Source organism: Acidovorax sp. DMC1 (assembly GCF_056314325.1).
In genome coordinates this window covers 639911-661093 of record NZ_JBQUYO010000001.1, presented here as the reverse complement: position 1 = coordinate 661093, position 21183 = coordinate 639911, and the positions used below count along the sequence as shown (strand labels likewise).

Below are 21183 nucleotides of genomic sequence, written 5' to 3'. Positions count from 1 at the left end.
ACATGCACGCGCCCGCTTCACCTTCCCCGGTTGTCGTCAATGGCCAGCCGTGTGCCCTGCCACAGAGCACCTTGGCCAGCGCCACGCTGCTGCACGTGCTGCGCAACGACCTGGCCCTCAACGGCCCCAAATACGGCTGCGGCCTGGGGCAGTGCGGTGCCTGCACGGTGCTGGTCGATGGCATTGCCGCGCGGGCCTGCGTGATCCCGGCGCAGGGCGTGGCAGGCCGTGAGGTGACGACGCTGGAGGGGCTGCCCGGGCGTTGCAGCGTTACCGAGGGACTTCACCCGGTGCAGCAAGCCTTTGTGGATGAACAAGCCGCGCAATGCGGCTATTGCCTCAACGGCATGGTGATGATGGCCGTGGCTTTGCTGGAGCGCAACCCTGACCCCGACGAAGCAGCCGTGCGCCGCGAGCTGTCGGGCAACCTGTGCCGCTGCGGCACGCATGTCGAAATCATCCGCGCTGTACTGCGCGCGGCCCAGCTGATGCGCGAGGCCCAGGCATGAACACGCCTCCATCCCTGCGCGCCCATAGCCCGCTCACCCGCGCCGACTTCCATGCCGCCCAGGGCGTGCTGCTGGTGGTGCGCAACCCACCGCCCGCGCCACCGCCCGTCAAGGGCCAGCCCGCGCTGGTGGCAGGCAACCCGGCCGAGGGCGTGGAGATACTGATCGCCGTGTGGGACGACGGCAGCGTGACCGCGCTCAACGGCCATGTGGACCTGGGCACCGGCATCCGCACCGCGCTCGCACAGATCGTGGCCGAAGAACTCGATGTGCCGCTGGCGCAGGTGAACATGGTGCTGGGCGACACCACCCGCGCGCCCAACCAGGGTGCCACCATCGCGAGTGCATCCATCCAGATCCACGCCAAGCCCCTGCGCACCGCCGCCGCGCAGGCGCGCCACTGGCTGGTGGCGCAGGCCGCAGAGCGGCTGGGCGTGCCGGTGGATCAATTGCAGGTGCGTGCGGGGATCGTGCAGGTCATGGCAGACCCGTCGCGCCACGTGGCCTACGGCGCGCTGCTGGCGGGCGCGCACACCACGCTGGAGCTGGTGGATGCCACGACCACCAAGGCCGTCGCCGACTACACCGTGGTCGGCCAGTCCGTGCCGCGCGTGGACATCCCCGCCAAGGTCAGTGGCGAGCTGGTGTTTGTGCACGACATGCGCGTGCCCGGCATGCTGCACGGCCGCGTGGTGCGCCCGCCGTATGCGGGGGCGGACCATGGCGACTTCATCGGCAACACACTCGAATCGGTGGACCAGCAGTCCATCGCGCACATCCCCGGCATCCGCGCCGTGGTGGTGATCCGCGACTTTGTGGGCATCGTCGCCGAGCGCGAGGAACAGGCCGAGCAGGCGCTGCGCGATTTGAAAGTGCACTGGAAGGACTGGCCCGGCTTCCCGCGCCAGGACAGCACCGAGGCGCTGGAGCAGGCCATCCGCGCCAACCCCGCCACGCAGCGCCGTCTGGTGGACGAAGGCGATGTGGAGGGCGCCCTGGCCGCGCTGTCTGCCAACGGCCGGCCCATGCCGCGCACCTATGTGTGGCCGTACCAGATGCACGGCTCCATCGGCCCATCGTGCGCGGTGGCCGAATGGCGCAGCGATGACAGTACGGGCCGCCCGCGCATGACGGTGTGGGCAGGCACGCAAAACCCCCATGTGCTGCGCGCCGATCTGGCCCGCCTGATGGGGCTGCCCGATGTGGACATCGACCTCATCCGCATGGAGGCCGCAGGCTGCTACGGCCGCAACGGGGCCGACGATGTGGCGGCCGATGCCGCGCTGCTCTCGCGCGCCGTGGGCGCCCCGGTGCGCGTGCAGCTCACGCGCGAGCAGGAGCATTTGTGGGAGCCCAAGGGCACGGCGCAGCTCATGCAGGTGCGCGGTGGGCTCAAGGCCGATGGCACCGTGGCGGCGTATGACTTTGAAACGTCCTACCCCTCCAACGGCGCGCCCACGCTGGCCCTGCTGCTCACCCGCACCATCGAGCCTGTGGCCCAGGCCTACGAGATGGGCGACCGCACCGCGCGCCCGCCCTACCAGTACGACAACCTGCGCGTGGCCGTCAACGACATGCCGCCCATCGTGCGCGCATCGTGGCTGCGGGGCGTGTCGGCCCTGCCCAACTCGTTTGCGCACGAGTCGTATGTGGACGAACTGGCCACGGCGGCAGGTGTGGACCCGGTGCAATTCCGCCTGCAGTTGCTGAACGACCCGCGCGCCGCCGAGCTGGTGCAGGCCACGGCCGAAAAGGCGGGCTGGATTCGCCGCACCGGCCCGCAGCAGCGTGCGCTGGATGGAGATTGGGTGCAAGGCCAGGGCTTTGCCTACGCCCGCTACATCCACAGCAAATGGCCCGGCTTTGGCGCCGCCTGGGCCGCCTGGGTGGCCGATGTGGAGGTCAACAAGAAGACCGGCGAGGTGCATGTGCGCCGCGTGGTCGTGGGGCACGACGCGGGCCTGATGGTCAACCCCGCCGGTGTGGAGCAGCAGGTGCACGGCAACGTGCTGCAGACCACCAGCCGCGCGCTCAAGGAGCAGGTGACGTTCGAGCCCGTCAAGCATGCGGTGGACAACCGCGAATGGGGCAGCTACCCCATCCTGAGCTTTCGCGAAGTGCCCGTCATCGAGGTCATGCACATGCCCCGGCAGGACGATGCGCCACTGGGCTCGGGCGAGTCGTCGTCCGTGCCGGGCACAGCAGCCATTGCCAACGCGATTTTTGATGCGACGGGCGTGCGCTTTCGTGCGCCGCCGTTCACGCCCGAGGTGGTGCGCGCCGGGCTCAACCCCCTGCCTGGTGGCGCGGGCCAGGCGGCCACAGGCAGCACCCCACCCACTGAGCAGGCCGAGGTTTTGCCCACGCTGGAGCTGCCCGCACCCACCGTGCCCGCCAGCGCCACGTGGCCCACCAAACGCAGCCCCTTGGCACGCGCCTTGGCCCTGGTCGCCGGTGGCATCGCCATGGGCGCAGCGTTGCTGGGCTGGCGCCCCTCCATCGCGCCCGTGGTGCAGACGGCGGGCGCGTCGGTCTACAACGCCGCCACCATCGAGCGTGGCCGCCTGCTGGCCGCTGCGGGTGACTGCGCGGTGTGCCACACCGCCCCGGGCGGCACGCCCAACACGGGCGGCCGCGCCATGGAAACGCCGTTCGGCAAGGTCTACACCACCAACCTCACGCCCGACGCCGAGACCGGCATCGGCCAGTGGTCCTTCAGCGCCTTCCAGCGCGCCATGCGCGAAGGCATCTCGCGCGACGGCAAGCACCTGTACCCCGCCTTCCCCTACACCTCGTTCGCCAAGATGAGCGACGACGATCTCACGGCGCTGTACGCCTACCTGATGGCGCAGCCCGCCGTGCGGGCCGAGGTGCCGAAGACCCAGTTGACCTTCCCGTTCAGCGTGCGCCCCCTCATGGCGGGCTGGAACGCGCTGTTCCACGACGCCACGCCGTTCAAGCCAGACCCGCCCCGCCCGCCCGAATGGAACCGGGGCGCTTACCTGGTGCAGGGCGTGGGCCACTGCGGCGCCTGCCACACGCCGCGCAATGCGCTGGGGGCCGAGTTGGGTGGGGCTGCGTTCCTCTCGGGCGCCATGGTCGATGGCTGGGAGGCGCCTGCGCTCACCGGCCTGTCGAAAGCGCCCGTGCCCTGGACGGCCGATGCGCTCTACGCCTACCTGCGCCACGGCCACAGCCCGCAGCACGGCAGCGCCTCGGGCCCCATGGCGCCGGTGGTGCGCGAGCTGGCCCACTTGCCAGACGACGACATCCGCGCCATGGCCAGCTACTTGGCCTCGTTCACCGCTGCGGAAGCCACTACTCAGCCAGCCACACAGCCTGTGTCCGACCCGCAGCGCCGCGCACAAACCGCCGTGGCCCAGGCCGCCGCGCTGGCCCCGCAGCCCGGCCAGGCCCAGCGCCTGTTCGACGGTGCCTGCGCCGCCTGCCACCACGACGGCGACGGCCCCAAACTGCTGGGCGTGAACGTGCCCCTCGCGCTCAACAGCAATCTGCACAGCGACCGGCCCGACAACCTGCTGCAGGTCATCGTGCACGGCATCCGCGAGCCCGCCGCGCGCGACATCGGCTTCATGCCCGGCTTTGGCCACGCGCTCAGCGACGCGCAGATCACCGAGCTGGCGGGCTACATGCGCCAGCGCTACGCCCCCGGCCGCCCGGCGTGGCGCGATGTGCCCGAGGCACTGGCCCGCGTGCGGGCGGGGCCTGCGCATCCTTAGAGCAGCTCTTAGACGGTTCTGACGACCCTCCAAGCCATATCTGGGGGATCGTCAACACGGTTTTGAAGCCTTTTGGTGCTGATGCGCTAGTGGAATATGCGCAATCAGCTATCAAAAATGGAGCAAATGGATCATCCGCAGGCCCCGTGTTCAGCCCGACAATCGCGCTACACCACCGCCCAGACACCATGACACCTGCCGTCCCCTCGCCATCGCACAGCGCCTTGCGCACCACCGACCGGCGCGTGCAGCGCATCGGCGGGGCGGCAACGCTGGCCCTGTGTTGCCTGGCCCTCACGGCCTGTGGGCCGGACGTGCAAGGGTCACCCAAGCCGCCCCCGGCGTTTGGCCCGGTGCAGAGCAGCTGGTTCGGTTGCCCGTCCCTGCAAGGCGTGTACGCCTGGCCGCCGGTCGAGCCTGCGGGTGTGCGGGGCAGCCTGCCGTTTTTTACCGGTTCGGCCGAGATGCAGGTCTGGGTGCAGCAGCAGCGCGGCGAAACCACGCTGCGCACGCGCACCATCAACCGCGCGCACAACGTGCGCACCTCGCTCACCCGGCAGTGGAGCCTGGTCACCTACAGCGGCGCGCAGGCCCGCTGCAGCTCCGGCATGCTCGACCTGGCTCCGCAGACCGCGCCGTCCGGCAATGAGCCCGGGACCTCTGGCAAGCTGCAGGGGTTCCGGCTGGCGCTGCTCAAAGACGGCGGCCTGGCTGTGGGCAAGCGCACGCTCACTACCGGCAACAAGGGCTCGTACTTTTCGTGGGGCGGGCAGTCCTACGGCAGCTACGACGCACCCGATGTGGAGAGCTGGACCTGGTTCAAGCTGGCCCGCACCGCAGCGGGGGACAGCGAGCCGCCGGTCATCGACGCCTACGTGCCCGGGGCCACCTCTCCATAAGCCCCTTGGTTGCAGAGCGGCGCGCGAAAAAAGCCGCGAACTTCCCCGTTTATCGGGCTACCGCCTGCGTTGCCACCTCGGCACAGTGGCATAGGGGCTTGGTCCATGGTGGGGCAGGCCCGGGCGCCCGCCTCTTTGTGTCGTGGCAGGTGCCCATGTCATCGGCCAGCCACGCGGCGGCCGCCCACTGTTGCCGTTCAAGGAGAAGACCATGCCCGCTAGCGAAATTGAAATCCACGCGATCGTGCTGCGACTGCTGCGTGAAGGCTATACCGCCCTGACCGCCGCCCAACGCCGGGTGGTGGACACGTTGATGGCGGTGTGCTGACGCCTGCCTGTGGGCTGTTCGAGGCGTTTTTGAAGCCTTTTGGGCCGGATGCGCTAGTAGAAATTGCCTGAAATGCTATCAAAAATATAGTGATTGCAGCTCGGCCTGCATCGCCTGCGCAATCAGGCGCATGTCGTGGTCGCTGATGGCAAACAGCCCAAAGCGGAACTTGCTGCCCCAGCGCTGGCGGTCGTCCACAAACTCGAAGTCGTCCAGCAGCGGCGCAATTGCCGCCTCACGCGCAGACACATAGGCCACGTCCCGGCGCGAGGGCACAAACCCGCCGCCCATATCAAACGCATACGGAGCGCCTGGCAACACGATGCCGATGGAGACAAACGCCTGCAGCCGGTCCTTGCCTCCCATGGTCACCGTGGGCGCGTAGTAAGCCACACGGTCGCCAGGGCGTATGCGCTGCAGCGGCGCCACCTTGCCATGGCACACCTGCATGTAGCCCGCGCCCGGCGTGTCGCAGCCCCGGCGGGCGTGCTGGGCGCAGGCCACAGCGATCCAGTTGCGGCGGGTGGCGGCTGCAGGGGGCGCTGCCGACACAGGCATGTCGTTGCGCGCAGCCTCGGCTTCCGGCCAAAGGGGGTGTTGCAGCAGGGCGTCGGTCATGAAAAAGCTCCTGGTCAAAGAAGCCACCGATGGTGCGGGCCTGCTGCTGACACCGCAGTGTCAGTACCTTTGCAGCATCCCTGCGCGTAACGCAAAGCCTCAGGCCAGTTGCCCCCACTGCCACAACGCAAACCCTCCCAGCAGCAGGGCCGACGCCCGGTTGATGCGCTGGCGCCAGGCGGGTGTAAAACGCTGCCGCTGGTAGGCAATCGCGCTGGTCAGCAGCAGCCACCAGGCGGCAGAGCCCACCAGCACGCCCGCCACCATCCACAGCGGCGACGGCTGGCTGGGCCGGCCGCCACCCAGCGAGCCAAACACCGCAATGAACGACACGATGGTGGCCGGGTTGGCCAGCGTCAGCGCAAACGTGCCCGCCGCTAGGCCCAGCAGGCCCCGCGCATCGCGCGCGGGGGCGGCGGTGTGGGCCACGGGCGCGTGCCAGGTGCGCAAGGCCAGCACCAGCAACAGTGCGCCGCCGCCCAGCGCCAGCGGCGTCTTGGCTTGCGTCAGCCCATCGATGAGCCAGCGCACGCTGAAAGCGCCCACGGCGCCATACACCGCATCGGCCGCAGCGGCGCCCAGGCCGGTGGCCAGCCCGGCCGCCAGGCCCCGCTCCAGGGTGCGTTGCATGGTCAACAGGCCAATGGGGCCCACAGGGGCCGCGATGAGCACGCCGATGACGGCGGCTTGCAGAAACACGGTGATTGAAGTGAAGTCCATGCACCGATGCTAGGGCGGCGTCTGGCGGTGGAGAATGCAGAAAATTCGGCGAATCCAGAATTGGGTTTCGCTTTTTTCTGTGCCCATCGAGAAAGGCTTGTATGGAAGTCGATGACAAAGCCTGGCGCCTGATCAGCGCGCTGCAGGCCGATGGCCGTGCCTCGCTCAAGGAACTGGCCGAGGCCGTGGGCCTGTCGGTGCCCGCCACGCTGGAGCGCCTGCGCCGCCTGCAAGAGGCGGGCGTGGTGCGTGGCGTGCATGCCGACATCGACCCCACCAAGGTCGGCTACGGCGTGCGCGCCGTGGTGGGCATCAACGTGCCGCAGCCCGGCAAGAAGGCGCTGATCGACAAGCTGCGCCAGTCGCCCCAGGTGCTCGAATGCCACCACGTCAGCGGCAACGACTCGTATGTGATGCAGGTCGTGGCGCGCGACCTGCCCGATCTGGAGCGCTTTCTGAGCGACATCAATGGCTATGGCGAAACACGCACGTCCATCGTGTTCTCCACGCCCATCCCGCTGCGCGGCCTGGCCCGTCCTGAGGCGGGCTGACCCACCCCTCAGAACGTGATCTTTACCGACGCCGCACTGCGTTGCGCGTCGCCATGGAACACGGCCTCGATGTTGTTGCCATCCGGGTCCAGCACAAACGCCGCGTAGTAGCCGGGGTGGTAGGCGCGTTCACCCGGTGCGCCGTTGTCCTTGCCGCCATGGGCCAGGGCCGCCTTGTAGAACGCATCCACCATCGCCCGGTCCTGCGCCTGAAAGGCCAGGTGGTGCCGGCCTGTCAGGTGCCCCTGCGCGGCCACGCTGTCGGCGGTGGAGACAAACAGCTCATCCGCCCAGAAGTAGTCCTCGGCCGTACCGCCCATGGGCACGTTCAGTGCGTCGAACACGGCCGCGTAGAACCTGCGGCTGGCGGCGAGGTCGCGCACGACGAGCTGGATGTGGTCGATCAGCCGGCCTCGGTGCAGTTCCTGTGTTTCCATGGGGGCTCCTTTTGGTGAGAGGGATCGGTGCCAGGGCTCAATCGGGCGCATGCAGCCCGACACGGTTGCCATCCAGGTCATGGATGTGCGCAAAGAACCCCATGCCCGGCGGCAGCGCCTGGCGCGGCAGGGCCACGCGGCCACCTTGGGCCACCGCGCGCTCCAGCGCTGCGTCGAGCGAGGGCGATGCGTCCAGGTACACCAGCGTGCCGTTGCCCGACACCTGGGGCGCCGTGGGGCCCATCATCAGCGCACCGCCCGCGCCATCGGCTTCGGGGTCGTAGGCAAACACGGCGCCTTCGCTCGGGCCCATGTTCTCGCGGCGCATGGGCTGGCCCAGCACGGCCTCGTAAAAGGCCTGGGCGCGGTCCAGCTGGGTGGTGGGGATTTCAAACCAGGCGATGGCGTTTTTCATGAAAGGCTCCTTGTCGTTTAACGGGTGATGGAAAGAAAGAAGCCCCGATGGTGAGCGGGGGCTGCTGACAGCGGCGTGTCAGCAGCCTGTCACGCACCGTCACATCGCCGTGGCGGGCGCCGATGCTGCCACCTGCGCCCGAAACGCACGCGGCGACAGCCCCGCATCGCGCGTGAAGGCGCGGGTGAAGTACGCCGGGTCGGCATAGCCCAGCGTGTAGGCAATGGTGGCCACGCCCAGGTGCGTGTAGGCCAGGTTGCGCCGCGCCTCGCGCATCAGCCGTGCCTCAATCAGCCGCTGGGCCGACACGCCCGTGGCAGCCCGCGCCAGGCGGCTCAGGTGCGTGGGCGACACGGCCAGCGCCCGCGCGTAGTCGGCCACCTGCCAGTGCTCCAGAAAATGCGCATCGATCAGCGCCTCCAGCCGCTGCACCAGGCTGGACTCTGGCGCCGCCGCGTCCCCCGGGCTGTGTTCTTCCATCGCGCGCGCCACCCAGCCCAGCAGCGTGGCGCTCAGGCCCCGCAGCACCAGCGCACGCGCCTTGGCGCGGCCCGAGAACTCCTGCCACACCTGGCCCATGGCCTGGTGCAGCTCTGGCGGCGCAGGCGCCACAGCGGGCCGCGCCAGGTCGCGTCGCACATCGCCCACGCGCACAAAAATCTCGTCCATCAGTTCATCGGCCAGCGTGGCCACCCAGCCCTGCGTGTGCTGCGTAAAGCGAAACGCGTGCACATGCCCCTGCGGCACGTTGATGAGCGCACCGGCAAACAGCGGCACCCGCTCGCCATCCAGGTGCGCCATGCCCCCGCCCGACGTGATCAGCAGCACCTGGTGCAGCCGCGTGTGCCGGTGCGGCGCCAGCTCCCAGTCGTGCAGCGCCGACCGCTCGGCAATCGTCTCGCAGTGCAGCACATCGGGCAGGTGCTGCGACTCGCCGAACAGGCTGTACGAGTGGATGGTTCCGATGTTCGAAAAGTGCATGTTCTGGCTCCATCCGTCCATTCAACGCGGCGACTGTGCCACGTATCTTTGGGTGGTCGTTTTGACCCATGTCATCAACCCAACAGAGCGGCTCACACAACTCAGCGAAGCGCCCTGGCCAGGCGTCCTGCCGCAGACAGTACAAGTAGTACGGCAAGGCGGGACAACAACGCCAGGGGAGTTTTGTGAGTCGCTCGCCACAAAGGAGACACCATGAAAACCCAGGTTTGCATCATCGGCGGAGGCCCCTCGGGCCTCATGCTCTCGCAGCTCTTGCACCTCAAGGGCATCGACACCATCGTGCTGGAGCGCCAAAGCCGTGAATACGTGCTGGGCCGCATCCGCGCCGGCGTGCTGGAGCATGGCTTTGCCGCACTCATGCGCGAGGCCCAGTGCGGCGAGCGCATGGACAAGGAAGGCGAGATCCACGACGGCTTCATCATTGCCCACGACGGCAAGATGGACCGGGTCGATTTGCACAAGTACAGCGGCGGCAGCTCCGTAGTGGTCTACGGCCAGACCGAGCTGACACGCGACCTATACGAAGCGCGCGACCGCATGAACGGCATCGTCATCCACAACGCCGAAGACGTGCAGCCGCACGACCTCAAAAGCGCCAACCCGTATGTGACCTACCGCAGCGGCGACGAGGTGGTGCGCATCGACTGCGACTTCGTCATCGGCGCCGACGGCTTCCACGGCGTGAGCCGCAAGTCCATCCCCCGCGATGTCCTCAAGGAGTATGAAAAGGTCTACCCCTTCGGCTGGCTGGGCGTGCTCTCGCGCACCAAGCCCGTCTCGCCCGAGCTGATCTACGCCAAACACGAGCGCGGCTTTGCGCTGTGCTCGCTGCGCTCGCAGGTGCTGAGCCGCTACTACATCCAGGTGCCGCTGACCGACACCGTGGAAGACTGGTCTGACGAAGCCTTCTGGGCCGAGCTGAAGCGCCGCCTGCCCGCCGAGGTGGCCGCCCAACTCATCACCGGCCCCTCCATCGAAAAGTCCATCGCTCCCCTGCGCTCCTTTGTGGCAGAGCCCATGCGCTATGGCAACCTGTTCCTGGCCGGCGACGCCGCCCACATCGTGCCGCCCACCGGCGCACGGGGCCTGAACAGCGCTGCATCGGACATCTACTACCTGTACCACGCCATGGTCGCTCACTACAAAGATGGCGACAGCACCGGCCTCGACAAATACTCCGAGAAGGCTTTGGCCCGCGTGTGGAAGGCCCAGCGCTTCTCGTGGTGGATGACAACCATGCTGCACACCTTCCCCGAGTCGCTGGCCTACGACCAGAAGCTGCAGGACACGGATCTGGCGTACCTGTTCTCGTCGGAGAAGGCGCTGGGGTCGCTGGCGGAGAATTATGTGGGGTTGCCGTTCTGAGCGCCCGGCAGTAGCACTGCTACCCAATCAAAGGCCTGCATGGGGTTCTCTCATGCAGGCCTTTTTTGTATGTGCCCGGTCAGCGTTGTGTGCAAGCGGTGCTCCGTCTGCTCACGCGGCGCGCCCTACGGCCTGCGCACTGCGGCCCCCTTGCGGGACCCAATGACAAAGCCGCTTTCCATGCAACCGCCCTGCACGGCAATCGCCATCTGCTACGCAAAATTTAGGCGGAACTGATGCTTACGCCCGCATACCAGGCCCGATAGCATCACACCAAGTTTTCAGATCATGTGCCCCGTGCTGTCGATGTGTGATTCGACGATGGCTTGAACACGATGAAGCTGCCGACGCAGCGTTTTGAGGCAGTGCACTTGACGTTAGTGGGTGCCCATCAACAACCAGGAAAGCCATCAACAATGGATTGGGTCCCCATAGTCTTTATCACCTTCAAGGTGCTCGTGTTTGGCACCTGCATGTTCTACGCCATCAAGTGGCACCACGACCAAGGGAAGAAGGCGAAAGAAGAAACCAGCAGATTGCAGACACCGGCTGAACGCACGCCGGGCACGGCGGAGTAGGCAGCTAACGCCCTGCGATGGTCTGCGGTGCATCAGACTTCTAACTGCCTGCACCACACCGTTGTGGTCCGCTACCAGAATGGCGAAAGTACCGGGCGCTACAAATACCGGAGAAGACCCTGGCCCCGCACTAAAAGAGGTCGTCGAGGCCCACAATGCGGAAGTTTTGCGGGTGCAGAAGGCTGGCCGTTTTGCTCTTCACATGAACATCCCCGCTGCACTGAACATATTGCTTTGTGTCATGAGCGATAACAGCGATGTGGTAGTCGTCCTTGCCAAGCTCAATCCGTACCTTTCTATTCAGATCGTCAAACTGAGTGTCTAGCGTGATCGTGCCTGCCTCATCCTCTTTCGGTTTGCTGAGCTTCGTTACGTACCCAGTCAATGTTCGGCCCGTCAAGACGTAGTCATCCTTGAAGTACCCGGAGGCCTTCTCAAGTATCTCGACTTGAGGGGCATCAAACTTGAAGGTGCGAGTCTCCGTTTCGAACATTGAACCTTCTGATGGGCTCACCTTAACTTCGAAGGCCCTGTTCCTCTTGATGCCACTGAAGCCTAGAAGGGCGTCACACATATTTGCGCTTGCCCCCTGAACGATGGTGGTCTCGAATTCCCGCAAGCTCCCAGTTTCCCGATATCGTTCACTAGCCTTTTCAAGAGCTTCCAGGCCGGTGACGAGGTTTAGAGTGACAGCCTTCGCAAGCGGAATTGAGTCCGCTTCTACTGGTGCCATCTTGCCTCCCTGAACTGGCGCGATGACGTTGACGACGTAGCTTCCGATTTCCGTCTGTCCAAGCAGCAAAGTGTCCACGTACTCCTTCGCATCAGGAGCTGGCTTGCCGGTGAAATGCTTACGTTTAGCGAAGATTGATTGTGCGGCCGCAGAAAGCAAGTCCTTGGCCTTGGTGATCAGTAGAACCCCGTCGTTAATCGGTATCGTGCCGTCGTCAGTATCAGCATGGATGACGCGAACGGTTATGACGTTCGCGAACATTCGTCCAATGTCGCTGATGACATCAAGCACCCCGCGCCGTTCAAAAGAGGCGACGGCTGCCAGTGCATCGCGAAGGCGCGGAACATAGTCCTTTACGGAGCGCGAAAGCGGGAGTACAACTTCCGCGTCAAGGTCATCCTGTCGGTTCCAGATGGTCGCCACGCTGCGAAGCTTGCCAGTTTGAACCCAATGCGCATTGCGCAGATACGCCTCCAGTTGTTCAGGCGAGACCTCCTTAGAGCGCTTGACGATTTCAGTCACAGCCACTCCCCCTCGCTGGCGCGATCCATCATGTTCAGCAGCGTGTCGCTTGTCAGGCGCTGATCAAGGGGAACCTCGACAGTGACACTGTGCTCGTTGTCGGTGGGACCATAGTCCCGAAGTGAAACCCAGTAGCAGTTGTTGAAGAGGGCTATGTAGCCGTCGTTATGCTCGATCCATCGGGCTGTGTCCGCTGGCACAAGCAAAACCGCGAGATAGCGGGGCGTGATCACATCGTCACCGCGCAAGTCGTCATAGTTCTTTCGAGGTAGCGGGAACTTAATCACACCGTCCCGTATAAGGTCTTGCGATGTGCACTTCAGCTGAAGCTGGATCTGTGGATTCCGAAACCTTCTCCCTCTGTAACCGACACTCTGGAAAAGGACGTCCACGCTGTCGTTGTCCACACGAAGGTCTCCGCGATTGATCCCGGCGTGGGCGGCCAACGCGGACAGGTATGCGTAGTTGAATTCCTCTTTCTGCTTTTTTGGATCCATACGTCTGACACCCCGCCCTTCTTATCTCGTCATGCTACACGCGAATGCATCCGAACAAGTCTGTAGCTACATGCAGCCTTGCCTTGTCTTGGCGCAGGCGGAAAGGCCCTAAATCCCCTTTTAGCTTTCGCCAGTTGCGGTGGCGCGATATCTTGGGCCGTGCGAACTTCGCAACCATTCACCAGCATCTGTCACAGCACCCTCACATCACACGTCTTGAGAGCAGGAGGTCGATATCGCCCTCTGCTCAACATTCAATGTGAAGGAACTGCTGTATGAATCGCGCTGTCTGGTTCAACGTATCGCCCGAGGGTGCCAAAGCCATCGGGACGCTGCACCACTTCGTCACCCAGGGCACGGGCCTGCCCAGCTTGCTGACGCACCTGGTCTTCCTGCGCGTGTCGCAGATCAACGGGTGCGCGCACTGCATCGACATCCACACGCGTGACCTGCTGGCCGAAGGCATGTCGGTGGAGAAGTTGGTGCTCGTCCCCGTGTGGCATGAGGCGGCGTATCTGTTCTCCGAGCAGGAGCGCGCTGCGCTGGCCTGGGCCGAGGAGGTGACGCGCGTGAGCGAGACCCATGCCTCTGATGAGGCCTATGCGGCCGCGCTGGCCGTGTTTGGCGAGAAGGACCTGGTGGACCTGACGCTCACGATTGCCACCATGAATGCCATCAACCGCATGGGCGTCAGCTTTCGCATGAAGCCTCGCGCCAAGGCGTAAAAGGAAAAAAAGAAGCCCGGCTTGCGCCGGGCTTCCCGCTTTTCAAGCGTTGAACTGATTACTTACAGCTGAAACTGCTTGCGCTTTCCACATCCCCCGTGCCGTTGTAGCGTGCCACCTTGGGGTACACGCACAGCGGCCGGGTGCGGTTGGCGGACCAGCTGGCGGGCAGTTCGGCGTTGACCACATTGGCGCCTGCGCCGCGCACTTTCGCCGTCACACTGTCGGGTGCCTTGCCTTGTTCCACCCAGGCGACCAGCGGGGCCAGCATGTCGAACTGGTCGGTGGCGGGGCCGCCTGAGCAGTGGTTCATGCCAGGCACCAGGAACAGGCGGGCAAAGGCGTCGGCCTTGCCGCTGTGGTTGGCCTGCAGGCGGTCCATCCAGTTGGCGGTGTCCATGGGCGAGAACACGCCGTCGGCCACGCCGTGGAAGACGATCATCTTGGCGCCCCGGTTCTTCAGGGCGCTCAGGTCGGCTTCGTTGGGTGGGGTCATGTACGACCAGGGCGACTCGGTGTAGGTGGTGTTGGTGGCGAACATCTTGGGGTAGTCCGTCTCCATGCTGAAGTTCAGCGCGTACTGCATGCCGGGGATGGCGGTGAACGCTGCCACGGTGGATGGGGGCGAGGTGAAGATGAAGGCCACCGCACCGGCGTCACGCGTGGCGGGCGCGCCAAAGTGCCACGATGCAAAGTTGGCGCCCGCAACGCCGGGGTCCCACCAAGTGCCGGTGTACAGCGCCTCGCCCTTGCTGTTCTTGGGGCCGGCAAAGATGCTGGCCAGCACGCCCTTTTGCTCGCTGGTGATGCAGCTGCCGTCGCGCGCGCCGGTGCAGGTGGGCACGTCGGTTTGCAGGTTGAAGGCGGCCTGGCAGGCGGCCACGTCGTTGACCTGGCCGTCGGCCACGCCGTCCAGTGCGTCGCACTTGGCGACGATCTTGCTGCTGATGAGCTTGAACTCGGCCGGGCTCACGGCGGTGGTCAGGTCGGGCAGGCCGGTGGTGGCGTCTTTGGTGGACACCTTGGCGTATTGCTGGGCCTTCCACAGCTGGGTGGTGGCGGCCTTGGGCAGGTGAAAGCCGGGGTTGCCCGCCAGGATTCCGTCGTATTGGTCGGCATAGCGCGATGCGCCCACCATGGCGTGGCGGCCGCCGTTGGAGCAGCCGGCCAGGTACGAGCGGTCGGGCGCCTTGCCGTAGGCGCTCTTGATGAGGTTCTTGGCCATGGGGGTGAGGGTGCCCACGGCCTGGTAGCCGTAGTCCAGCCGGGCCTGCGGGTCCACGCCAAAGAAGGGCGTGGGTGCGCCATGGCCTGCGTCAGAGCTGAGCACTGCAAAGCCTTGCACCAGGCCGGGTGCCACGGGTGCGGCGCCGCTCACCGAACCCAGCGCGGTGACCACGCTACCGTCCAGGCCGCCGTTGGCCTGGTGCAGAAAGCGGCCGTTCCACTCCACGGGCAGGCGCATTTCAAAACCAATGGCGTAGCTGGCGCCGTCCACGGGGCCGGTGCGCTCTTTCATCTTGCCTTTGACGAGGCAGTGCGCGGGCGCCTGGGTGGTCACGCCCTGCAGCGTCAGCGGGCCGGCGGGCACCTGCTCGGCCGAGGTGATGCGCGTGTCGGGCAACGCCAGGCTGCTGGCCAGCGTGGCGCACGACTGCAGGGTGGCCGGTGTGGCCGCGGAGAGCTGGGGCAGGGCGGCATCGGACGAGCCGCCGCAGCCCATGAGCAAGGCGGCGGCTGCGGCCGAGAGTGCCAGGGGGTGGTGGGCACGCATCCGGTTTCTTCTCATCTTCAAGCGCATGGTGTTGTCTCCAGTGGTTTTTTTGAGGCGCAAGGAACCCCGCAACGTGGCCTCAACACGCTGTGGGTGGGAGATGGATGAAGCTTGTGTTTTGCTACTGAATCAGGAGCTGCCAGTGCATATGAATCATGCGCTTGCGGCCTCCTGCGGCCTGAATTCAAACGCCTGGGCAATGCGCTGGCGCAGGATGGTGGTGCGCAGATCGAACTCGGGCAGCACCCACTGGGCGAAGGCCTGGGCGGGTGTGGTCCAGCGGTCTGTGGTGGCCGTGGATTGTTCCGCGCGGTGGGGGCGGGCGGCGCCGATCTGGGCCCAGGCCCATTCCAGCAGCACCAGCGCCACGGCGCGCAGGTAGTCGTCGGCCACCCAGTAGGGCAGTTCGGGGTCGGACTGGGCGGCAATCGCCAGGGTCTGCGTGATCTCCACCAGGGCATGGCGGCGTGCGCTGGCAGCGGCGCTGGGGGCTGCGCCGGGCAGTGTGGTCAGCAGCGTTGCCAGGCCCTGGCCGCCATCGGCCAGCACCTTGCGCACCAGCAGATCGATGGCCTGGATCTCGTTGGTGCCCTCGTAGATCATGGCCACGCGCGCGTCGCGCACGATCTGCTCGATGCCCCATTCACGTACATAGCCGTGGCCGCCAAACACCTGCAGGCAGGCGCTGGCGCCGTGAAAGGCCTGGTCGGTGAGTGCCGCCTTGAGCACGGGCGTGACCAGCGCGCACCAGCGCTGCGCAGCGGCGCGTTCACCCGCGTCGGTGCTGTGCTTGGCCACATCGAGCTGCAGGGCCGTGTGGTAGGCCAGCACGCGGCCGCCGTCGATCCACGCGCGCTGCGTGTGCAGGATGCGGCGGATGGCGGGGTGGTCTTGAATGAGGCTGGTGTCCTTGGCGCCGGGGGCGCGCATCTGGCGGCGCTCGGCGGCGTAGGCGCTGGCCTTTTGCCACGCGGCCTCCAGCAGGCCAATGCCTTGCAGGCCCACGTGCAGGCGGGCGGCGTTCATCATCACGAACATGGCGTTCAGGCCCTTGTTGGGCTCGCCCACCAGCCAGCCAGTGGCGTCGTCAAAGCGCATCACGCAGGTGGGGCTGCCGTGCAGGCCCATCTTTTCTTCGATGCGTTCGCAGACCACGGCGTTGCGTGTTCCATCCTGAAGCACCTTGGGCACCAGGAACAGCGACAGGCCCTTGGGCCCCGCCGGTGCATCGGGCAGGCGTGCCAGCACCAGGTGCACGATGTTGTCCGTCAGGTCGTGTTCGCCGCCGGAGATAAAAATCTTGCTGCCGTTCACCCGCGCGCTGCCGTCGGGCTGGGGCACACCGCGTGTGCGCACCATTCCCAGGTCGCTGCCGGCGTGGGCTTCGGTCAGGCACATGGTGGCCAGCCATTCGCCGGTGGCGACCTTCTCCAGGTACTGCGCCTTGAGTTCGTCGCTGGCGTGGTGCTTGATGCATTCGTACGCGCCGTGCAGCAGGCCGGGCGCCATGGTCCAGCCGTGGTTGGCACCGGCCAGCCATTCAAACAGCACACACTCCAGCACCGCAGGCAGGCCCTGGCCGCCATCGTCGGGCGCGCAAGACAGCGACGGCCAGCCCGCTTGCCAGAAGGCCTGGTACGCATCGCGAAAACCTGCGGGGGTGTGCACGCGTCCACCGTCAAAGCGGCAGCCTTCTTCGTCGCCGCTGCGCTGCAGCGGGGCGATGGCGCTGTCCACAAACTTGGCCGCCTCGTCGAGCACCTGAGCCGCCAGGTCGCCGTCGGTATCCGCAAACGGCGCCAGGCCCTGCCAGCGCGCGGGCGCCTTCAGCACGGTGGTCAGCAGGTGCTGGATGTCGGCAAGGGTCTGGCGGGCTTGCATGGTTTGCTCTCTTATTGGTAGCTGTTTGCGCTTGATGGTTGGGCGCTAGCGGCTGTTTCTTCTATTTTTTGCCATGCGGCGGCCCGGACTGGGGTGCCAGTCCGGAGCTGCGGCGCAGGAGGAATTAAGACTCTGCGGTGAAGCCGATCTTCTTGATCAGCGGACCCCAGCTGTCGTACTCGGCCTTTTGCCAGCGGGCCTGTTCTTCAGGGGTGGAGCCATGGGGCATCAGGCCCACGATGGCCAGGCTGTCGATGACCGACTTTTCCTTCAGCGCGGCGTTGATGGCGGCGTTGGCCGCAGCGATCACCGGCTTGGGCGTGGCGGCTGGGGCGTAGAAGCCGAACCATTCTTCGGTGGTCAGCTCAGGGAAGCCTTGTTCGGCAAACGTCGGTACGTCGGGCACGTACTGCGAGCGCTTGGGGCCCGAGGTGGCCAGGATGCGCAGCTTGCCGGCCTTGTAGTTGGCGATGAAGTCACCGTGTGGCGTGAACATGGCCGCCACCTGGCCGCCCACCACGTCCGTCACGCCGGGGATGGAGCCACGGTAGGGCACGTGGCGCAGGTCCACACCGCTGTTGATGCCCAGCAGCGCGCCCAGGAAGTGGGGCGTGGAGCCCGCACCGGGCGAGCCGTAGCTGGCGTCCTTGGGATTGGCCTTGGCCCAGGCCAGGAAGTCCTTCACCGTCTTGACGCTGGCGGGCACCATGGGGCCCACGGCCAGGCCGTGGTGCATGATGGCCGCGATCGACACAGGCGCGAAGTCCTTGTCGGTGTAGTTCATCTTGCTGTAAATGTGCGGGTAGTTGGCCAGGGCCGATACCTGCGCCACGGCCAGCACCGAGCCGTCGGCGGGCGCAGCTTTGAGCGTCTCCAGCGCAATGCGGCCGCCTGCGCCGGGCTTGTTTTCCACCACGCCAGGGTTCTTGCTGAACGCGCTGCCGGCCCATTTCTCGGCCACGCGGCGGGCCACGGTGTCGCCCGAGCTGCCGGCGGGGAAGCCGAAATACACTTTCACCTGGTCCACCTGGGCGTTGGCGGCAAAGGGGTGGAAGGCGCCCAGCGCGGCGCTGGCGCCAAGGGCCTGAACAAATTGACGGCGGGTGGTGGTCATGCTGATGTCTCCTGGTGTGTGTCTGACGGAAATCTCGGGGGTCAAGCTGGAGCGCTTTCGCGCCCTCTTGTTATTGATGGGTTGATGTGGGGCGCTCTTTGTTTACCGGGGCGCCATGCGCAGGGCGCCATCCAGGCGAATGACTTCGCCGTTCAGGTGGCCGTTGGTCACGATATGGCAAGCCAGCTGGGCAAACTCTTCGGGTTTGCCCAGGCGTGGCGGGAAGGGGATGCTGGCCGCCAGCGACTGTTGCACGGCTTCGGGCAGCTCCTTCATCAGCGGCGTGGCAAACAGGCCGGGCGCCACGGTGCACACGCGGATGGCGTGCTGCGCCAGGTCGCGCGCCATGGGCAGCGTCATGCCGGCCAGGCCCGCCTTGGAGGCGCTGTAGGCCTGCTGGCCTACCTGGCCGTCAAAGGCCGCGACCGATGCGGTGAACATCATCACGCCACGCTCGCCGTTGTCCAGCACGGGCAGCTTGCTGCAGGCGGCGGCAAACAGGCGGCTCACGTTGTAGCTGCCAATGAGGTTGATGTTGATCACGCGCACGAAGTCTTCGAGTGGTGCGGCGCTGCCGTCGCGCTGCACCACGCGCTTGGCGCTGCCGATACCGGCCACGTTCATGAGGATGCGGGCGGGGCCGTGGGCGGCAGCGGCCTTCTCCAGCGCGGCGGTCACGCTGGCGGCGTCTGTGATGTCGCAGGGGCACGCTACGCCGCCAATGTCTGCGGCGACCTTTTCGGCCAGCTCGGCGTTGCGGTCGAGCACGGCCACCTTGGCACCCAGGCGGGCCAGTTCGCGTGCGGTGGCCTCGCCGAGGCCCGATGCGCCGCCGGTCACGAGGGCGGCTTGTCCTTGAATCTGCATGGTGGGTCTGTCCTGTTCGGGGTGGGGTTCAGGCGCCGGGCTTGAGGATGCCCGGTGCCGTGTCGTCGTGCAAGGCCGTGACGAGCGCATCGCGGTGCTTGAGCACGGCGCGCTGGTTGACGGAGCCCTTGTCGGTGATCTCGCCCTTGTCGATGGACGGCGGCTCGGCCATCAGCAGCGCGCGGGCCACGCGGCTGGCGCTGCCGGTGGCCTCGCGGGCCAGCCCGTCCAGCACGGCTTCGATGCGCTGGCGCACGGCGGGGTGGGCCACCACGTCGGCCCAGGGGGCATCGGGGCTCAGGCCGGCGACTTCGCGGCAGGCGGGGGAGGGGAACAGCAGGGCGCCGACTTCCTTCATGTTCAGGCCGGTGAGCACCACGTCCTGGATGTAAGGCGCGCCCGCCACGATGATCTTGGCGCGCATGGGGCCCACGCTCACGAAGGTGCCGGTGGAGAGCTTGAAGTCTTCGGCAATGCGGCCGTCAAACGCCAGGCCGCGGTGGATGTTGTTCTCGTCGATCCACTTCACGGCGTCGCCGGTGCACAGGTAGCCTTCGTCGTCAAACGCATCGCGCGTTGCGGCGTCGGAGCGCCAGTAGCCGGGCGTGACGTTGGGGCCGCGGTAGCGCACCTCGGTCTTGCCGTCCACCTCCACCAGCTTGAGCACCATGCCAGGCACGGGCGCGCCGATGTGGCCGGAGCGCACGTCGGGGCTGTTGCAGAACATGGCCGAGGGGGCGGATTCCGTCATCCCCAGGCCCGTGCACATCACGATGCGCTCGCCAATGGCGGCCTCTTGCGTGGCGTGCAGGCTGTCCCACACAGGCTGGGCCAGGCCAGCGCCCGAGTAGAAGAACAGGCGCACGCGCGACAGCAGGTTGGCGCGCAGCTGGGCGTCGGTCTTCATGGCCTCGGCAATCATTTCAAAGCCGGTGGGCACGTTGAAGTACACCGTGGGTGCGATCTCGCGCAGGTTGCGCAGGGTCTCGCCAATCAGCGCGGCCGTCGGCTTGCCGTCGTCGATGTACAGCGTGCCGCCATGCATCATCGTGAGGCCGAAGTTGTGGTTGCTGCCGAAGGTGTGGTTCCACGGCAGCCAGTCCACCAGCACGGGCGGGGCCTCGGCCAGCACGGGCAGCGACAGCGAGATCTGCTGCAGGTTGGCGCACCACATGCGCTGGGTGTTGATGACCGGCTTGGGCATCTTGGTGGAGCCGCTGGTGAACAGGAACTTCACGATGGTGCCGGGGCCGGTGGCGTGCATGGCCGCGTCCACCGCCGGGGTGGCGGGGGTGTGGCGCAGGCTCTGGAAGGTGCCGGCCTTGCGGCCCTCCAGCGCGCCCTGGGCCAGGATCACTTCGACATCGGCCGCCACGGTGGCCGCAATGGCCTTGCCGTAGCGCGCGCCGTCGGCGGCAAACACCAAGCCGGGGGTGAGGGTGTCGATGACGTGGCGCAGCTTGTCGTAGTCCTGGCTCACGGTGGCGTAGGCGGGCGACACGGGGCAGTAGGGAACACCGGCGTAGATGCAGCCCAGCGCCAGCAGGGCGTGCTCGACGGTGTTCTCGCTCAGCACCACCACCGGGCGCTCTGCGTTCAGGCCCCGGTCCAGCAGGGCCTGGCCGATGCTGCGCGCGGCGTCGAGCGCCTGGGCGTAGCTCACATGCTGCCAGTCACCCGTCTTGCCACCGGGCAGCTGTTCGCGGCGTGCCAGAAAGCTGTGGTCGGGCGTGGTCTCCGCCCAGTGCACCAGGTAGTCCGTCACGCGGCGGGCAAAGGCGCCCAGGGGCAGGTCCGCCTGCAGGTAACGCACGCCCGGTGCACCGTCACGCAGGCTGACGCGGGTCACGCCGAAGGTCACGGGGCGGTAGCGGGCCGGGGCGAGGGGGGTGGAGAGGTCGCTCATAG

General features: G+C 66.4%; 19 protein-coding genes. 7 read left to right on the top strand and 12 right to left on the bottom strand.

The window, feature by feature from the left end:
- Window positions 1-2: 2 nt before the first annotated feature.
- The 3 genes from ACT531_RS03105 (at window position 3) to ACT531_RS03095 (ending at window position 5148) form a co-directional block, all read left to right on the top strand.
- Complete coding sequence (locus ACT531_RS03105; RefSeq protein WP_015012059.1) at window positions 3-509, top strand: (2Fe-2S)-binding protein; 507 nt, start codon at window positions 3-5, stop codon at window positions 507-509.
- Complete coding sequence (locus ACT531_RS03100) at window positions 506-4249, top strand: molybdopterin cofactor-binding domain-containing protein (protein WP_476016430.1); 3744 nt, start codon at window positions 506-508, stop codon at window positions 4247-4249. The genes ACT531_RS03105 and ACT531_RS03100 overlap by 4 nt, the downstream gene beginning before the upstream one ends.
- A 188-nt stretch (window positions 4250-4437) precedes the next feature.
- Window positions 4438-5148 (top strand): hypothetical protein, encoded by a 711-nt coding sequence (locus ACT531_RS03095; protein WP_476016429.1) that lies wholly within the window; start codon window positions 4438-4440, stop codon window positions 5146-5148.
- 406 nt (window positions 5149-5554) lie between these two features.
- Here ACT531_RS03095 and ACT531_RS03090 read toward each other — a convergent pair whose 3' ends face one another.
- Together ACT531_RS03090 and ACT531_RS03085 are read right to left on the bottom strand one after the other, a co-directional pair.
- On the bottom strand, window positions 5555-6094 hold the full coding sequence (locus tag ACT531_RS03090) for an EVE domain-containing protein (protein ID WP_476016428.1): 540 nt from the start codon (window positions 6092-6094) through the stop codon (window positions 5555-5557).
- 99 nt (window positions 6095-6193) lie between these two features.
- On the bottom strand, window positions 6194-6814 hold the full coding sequence (locus ACT531_RS03085) for a LysE family transporter (protein ID WP_295944648.1): 621 nt from the start codon (window positions 6812-6814) through the stop codon (window positions 6194-6196).
- Window positions 6815-6915: 101 nt separating this feature from the next.
- On the opposite strand from ACT531_RS03085, the gene ACT531_RS03080 reads away from it, so the two are divergent.
- On the top strand, window positions 6916-7365 hold the full coding sequence (locus ACT531_RS03080) for an Lrp/AsnC family transcriptional regulator (protein WP_476016427.1): 450 nt from the start codon (window positions 6916-6918) through the stop codon (window positions 7363-7365).
- Window positions 7366-7373: 8 nt separating this feature from the next.
- On the opposite strand, the gene ACT531_RS03075 is transcribed toward ACT531_RS03080, so the two are convergent.
- The 3 genes from ACT531_RS03075 to ACT531_RS03065 form a co-directional block, all read right to left on the bottom strand.
- Window positions 7374-7802 (bottom strand): VOC family protein, encoded by a 429-nt coding sequence (locus ACT531_RS03075; protein WP_476016426.1) that lies wholly within the window; start codon window positions 7800-7802, stop codon window positions 7374-7376.
- A gap of 37 nt (window positions 7803-7839) precedes the next feature.
- Window positions 7840-8217 (bottom strand): VOC family protein, encoded by a 378-nt coding sequence (locus ACT531_RS03070; RefSeq protein ID WP_056742240.1) that lies wholly within the window; start codon window positions 8215-8217, stop codon window positions 7840-7842.
- Window positions 8218-8316: 99 nt separating this feature from the next.
- Entirely contained in the window at window positions 8317-9198 is an 882-nt protein-coding gene (locus ACT531_RS03065; RefSeq protein WP_476016425.1) for a helix-turn-helix domain-containing protein, read from the bottom strand.
- Between the two features lie 213 nt (window positions 9199-9411).
- Here ACT531_RS03065 and pobA point away from each other — a divergent pair, with 213 nt between their 5' ends.
- Entirely contained in the window at window positions 9412-10584 is a 1173-nt protein-coding gene (gene pobA, locus ACT531_RS03060; protein WP_476016424.1) for a 4-hydroxybenzoate 3-monooxygenase, read from the top strand.
- Between the two features lie 335 nt (window positions 10585-10919).
- Window positions 10920-11162, top strand: a complete 243-nt coding sequence (locus ACT531_RS03055; protein WP_476016626.1) for a hypothetical protein — start codon at window positions 10920-10922, stop codon at window positions 11160-11162.
- A gap of 130 nt (window positions 11163-11292) precedes the next feature.
- On the opposite strand, the gene ACT531_RS03050 is transcribed toward ACT531_RS03055, so the two are convergent.
- Both ACT531_RS03050 and ACT531_RS03045 read right to left on the bottom strand, forming a co-directional pair.
- Entirely contained in the window at window positions 11293-12417 is a 1125-nt protein-coding gene (locus ACT531_RS03050) for a hypothetical protein (RefSeq protein WP_476016423.1), read from the bottom strand.
- Complete coding sequence (locus tag ACT531_RS03045; RefSeq protein WP_476016422.1) at window positions 12414-12914, bottom strand: DUF4365 domain-containing protein; 501 nt, start codon at window positions 12912-12914, stop codon at window positions 12414-12416. Before ACT531_RS03045 ends, ACT531_RS03050 begins: the two co-directional genes overlap by 4 nt.
- Before the next feature lie 275 nt (window positions 12915-13189).
- On the opposite strand from ACT531_RS03045, the gene ACT531_RS03040 reads away from it, so the two are divergent.
- On the top strand, window positions 13190-13639 hold the full coding sequence (locus ACT531_RS03040) for a carboxymuconolactone decarboxylase family protein (protein WP_099731542.1): 450 nt from the start codon (window positions 13190-13192) through the stop codon (window positions 13637-13639).
- A gap of 58 nt (window positions 13640-13697) precedes the next feature.
- On the opposite strand, the gene ACT531_RS03035 is transcribed toward ACT531_RS03040, so the two are convergent.
- The 5 genes from ACT531_RS03035 to ACT531_RS03015 form a co-directional block, all read right to left on the bottom strand.
- Window positions 13698-15413, bottom strand: a complete 1716-nt coding sequence (locus ACT531_RS03035; protein WP_476016421.1) for a tannase/feruloyl esterase family alpha/beta hydrolase — start codon at window positions 15411-15413, stop codon at window positions 13698-13700.
- A 153-nt stretch (window positions 15414-15566) separates the two neighbouring features.
- Window positions 15567-17294, bottom strand: a complete 1728-nt coding sequence (locus tag ACT531_RS03030; RefSeq protein ID WP_476016420.1) for an acyl-CoA dehydrogenase family protein — start codon at window positions 17292-17294, stop codon at window positions 15567-15569.
- 124 nt (window positions 17295-17418) lie between these two features.
- Window positions 17419-18408: a Bug family tripartite tricarboxylate transporter substrate binding protein gene (locus ACT531_RS03025; RefSeq protein WP_209816568.1), complete on the bottom strand. Its 990-nt coding sequence runs from the start codon at window positions 18406-18408 to the stop codon at window positions 17419-17421.
- Between the two features lie 102 nt (window positions 18409-18510).
- Window positions 18511-19275 carry an SDR family NAD(P)-dependent oxidoreductase gene (locus ACT531_RS03020; RefSeq protein WP_476016419.1) on the bottom strand — a complete coding sequence of 255 codons (765 nt, stop codon included), beginning with the start codon at window positions 19273-19275 and terminating at the stop codon, window positions 18511-18513.
- A 28-nt stretch (window positions 19276-19303) separates the two neighbouring features.
- Window positions 19304-21181, bottom strand: coding sequence for a feruloyl-CoA synthase (locus ACT531_RS03015; RefSeq protein ID WP_476016418.1), 1878 nt, complete (start codon window positions 21179-21181; stop codon window positions 19304-19306).
- Window positions 21182-21183: the final 2 nt, after the last annotated feature.

Coding starts and splice junctions, on each gene's coding strand:
- ACT531_RS03105 (WP_015012059.1), top strand. CDS start 3: ATGCACGCGCCCGCTTCACCTTCCCCGGTTGTCGTCAATGGCCAGCCG.
- ACT531_RS03100 (WP_476016430.1), top strand. CDS start 506: ATGAACACGCCTCCATCCCTGCGCGCCCATAGCCCGCTCACCCGCGCC.
- ACT531_RS03095 (WP_476016429.1), top strand. CDS start 4,438: ATGACACCTGCCGTCCCCTCGCCATCGCACAGCGCCTTGCGCACCACC.
- ACT531_RS03090 (WP_476016428.1), bottom strand. CDS start 6,094: ATGACCGACGCCCTGCTGCAACACCCCCTTTGGCCGGAAGCCGAGGCT.
- ACT531_RS03085 (WP_295944648.1), bottom strand. CDS start 6,814: ATGGACTTCACTTCAATCACCGTGTTTCTGCAAGCCGCCGTCATCGGC.
- ACT531_RS03080 (WP_476016427.1), top strand. CDS start 6,916: ATGGAAGTCGATGACAAAGCCTGGCGCCTGATCAGCGCGCTGCAGGCC.
- ACT531_RS03075 (WP_476016426.1), bottom strand. CDS start 7,802: ATGGAAACACAGGAACTGCACCGAGGCCGGCTGATCGACCACATCCAG.
- ACT531_RS03070 (WP_056742240.1), bottom strand. CDS start 8,217: ATGAAAAACGCCATCGCCTGGTTTGAAATCCCCACCACCCAGCTGGAC.
- ACT531_RS03065 (WP_476016425.1), bottom strand. CDS start 9,198: ATGCACTTTTCGAACATCGGAACCATCCACTCGTACAGCCTGTTCGGC.
- pobA (WP_476016424.1), top strand. CDS start 9,412: ATGAAAACCCAGGTTTGCATCATCGGCGGAGGCCCCTCGGGCCTCATG.
- ACT531_RS03055 (WP_476016626.1), top strand. CDS start 10,920: ATGAAGCTGCCGACGCAGCGTTTTGAGGCAGTGCACTTGACGTTAGTG.
- ACT531_RS03045 (WP_476016422.1), bottom strand. CDS start 12,914: ATGGATCCAAAAAAGCAGAAAGAGGAATTCAACTACGCATACCTGTCC.
- ACT531_RS03040 (WP_099731542.1), top strand. CDS start 13,190: ATGAATCGCGCTGTCTGGTTCAACGTATCGCCCGAGGGTGCCAAAGCC.
- ACT531_RS03035 (WP_476016421.1), bottom strand. CDS start 15,413: ATGCGTGCCCACCACCCCCTGGCACTCTCGGCCGCAGCCGCCGCCTTG.
- ACT531_RS03030 (WP_476016420.1), bottom strand. CDS start 17,294: ATGCAAGCCCGCCAGACCCTTGCCGACATCCAGCACCTGCTGACCACC.
- ACT531_RS03025 (WP_209816568.1), bottom strand. CDS start 18,408: ATGACCACCACCCGCCGTCAATTTGTTCAGGCCCTTGGCGCCAGCGCC.
- ACT531_RS03020 (WP_476016419.1), bottom strand. CDS start 19,275: ATGCAGATTCAAGGACAAGCCGCCCTCGTGACCGGCGGCGCATCGGGC.
- ACT531_RS03015 (WP_476016418.1), bottom strand. CDS start 21,181: ATGAGCGACCTCTCCACCCCCCTCGCCCCGGCCCGCTACCGCCCCGTG.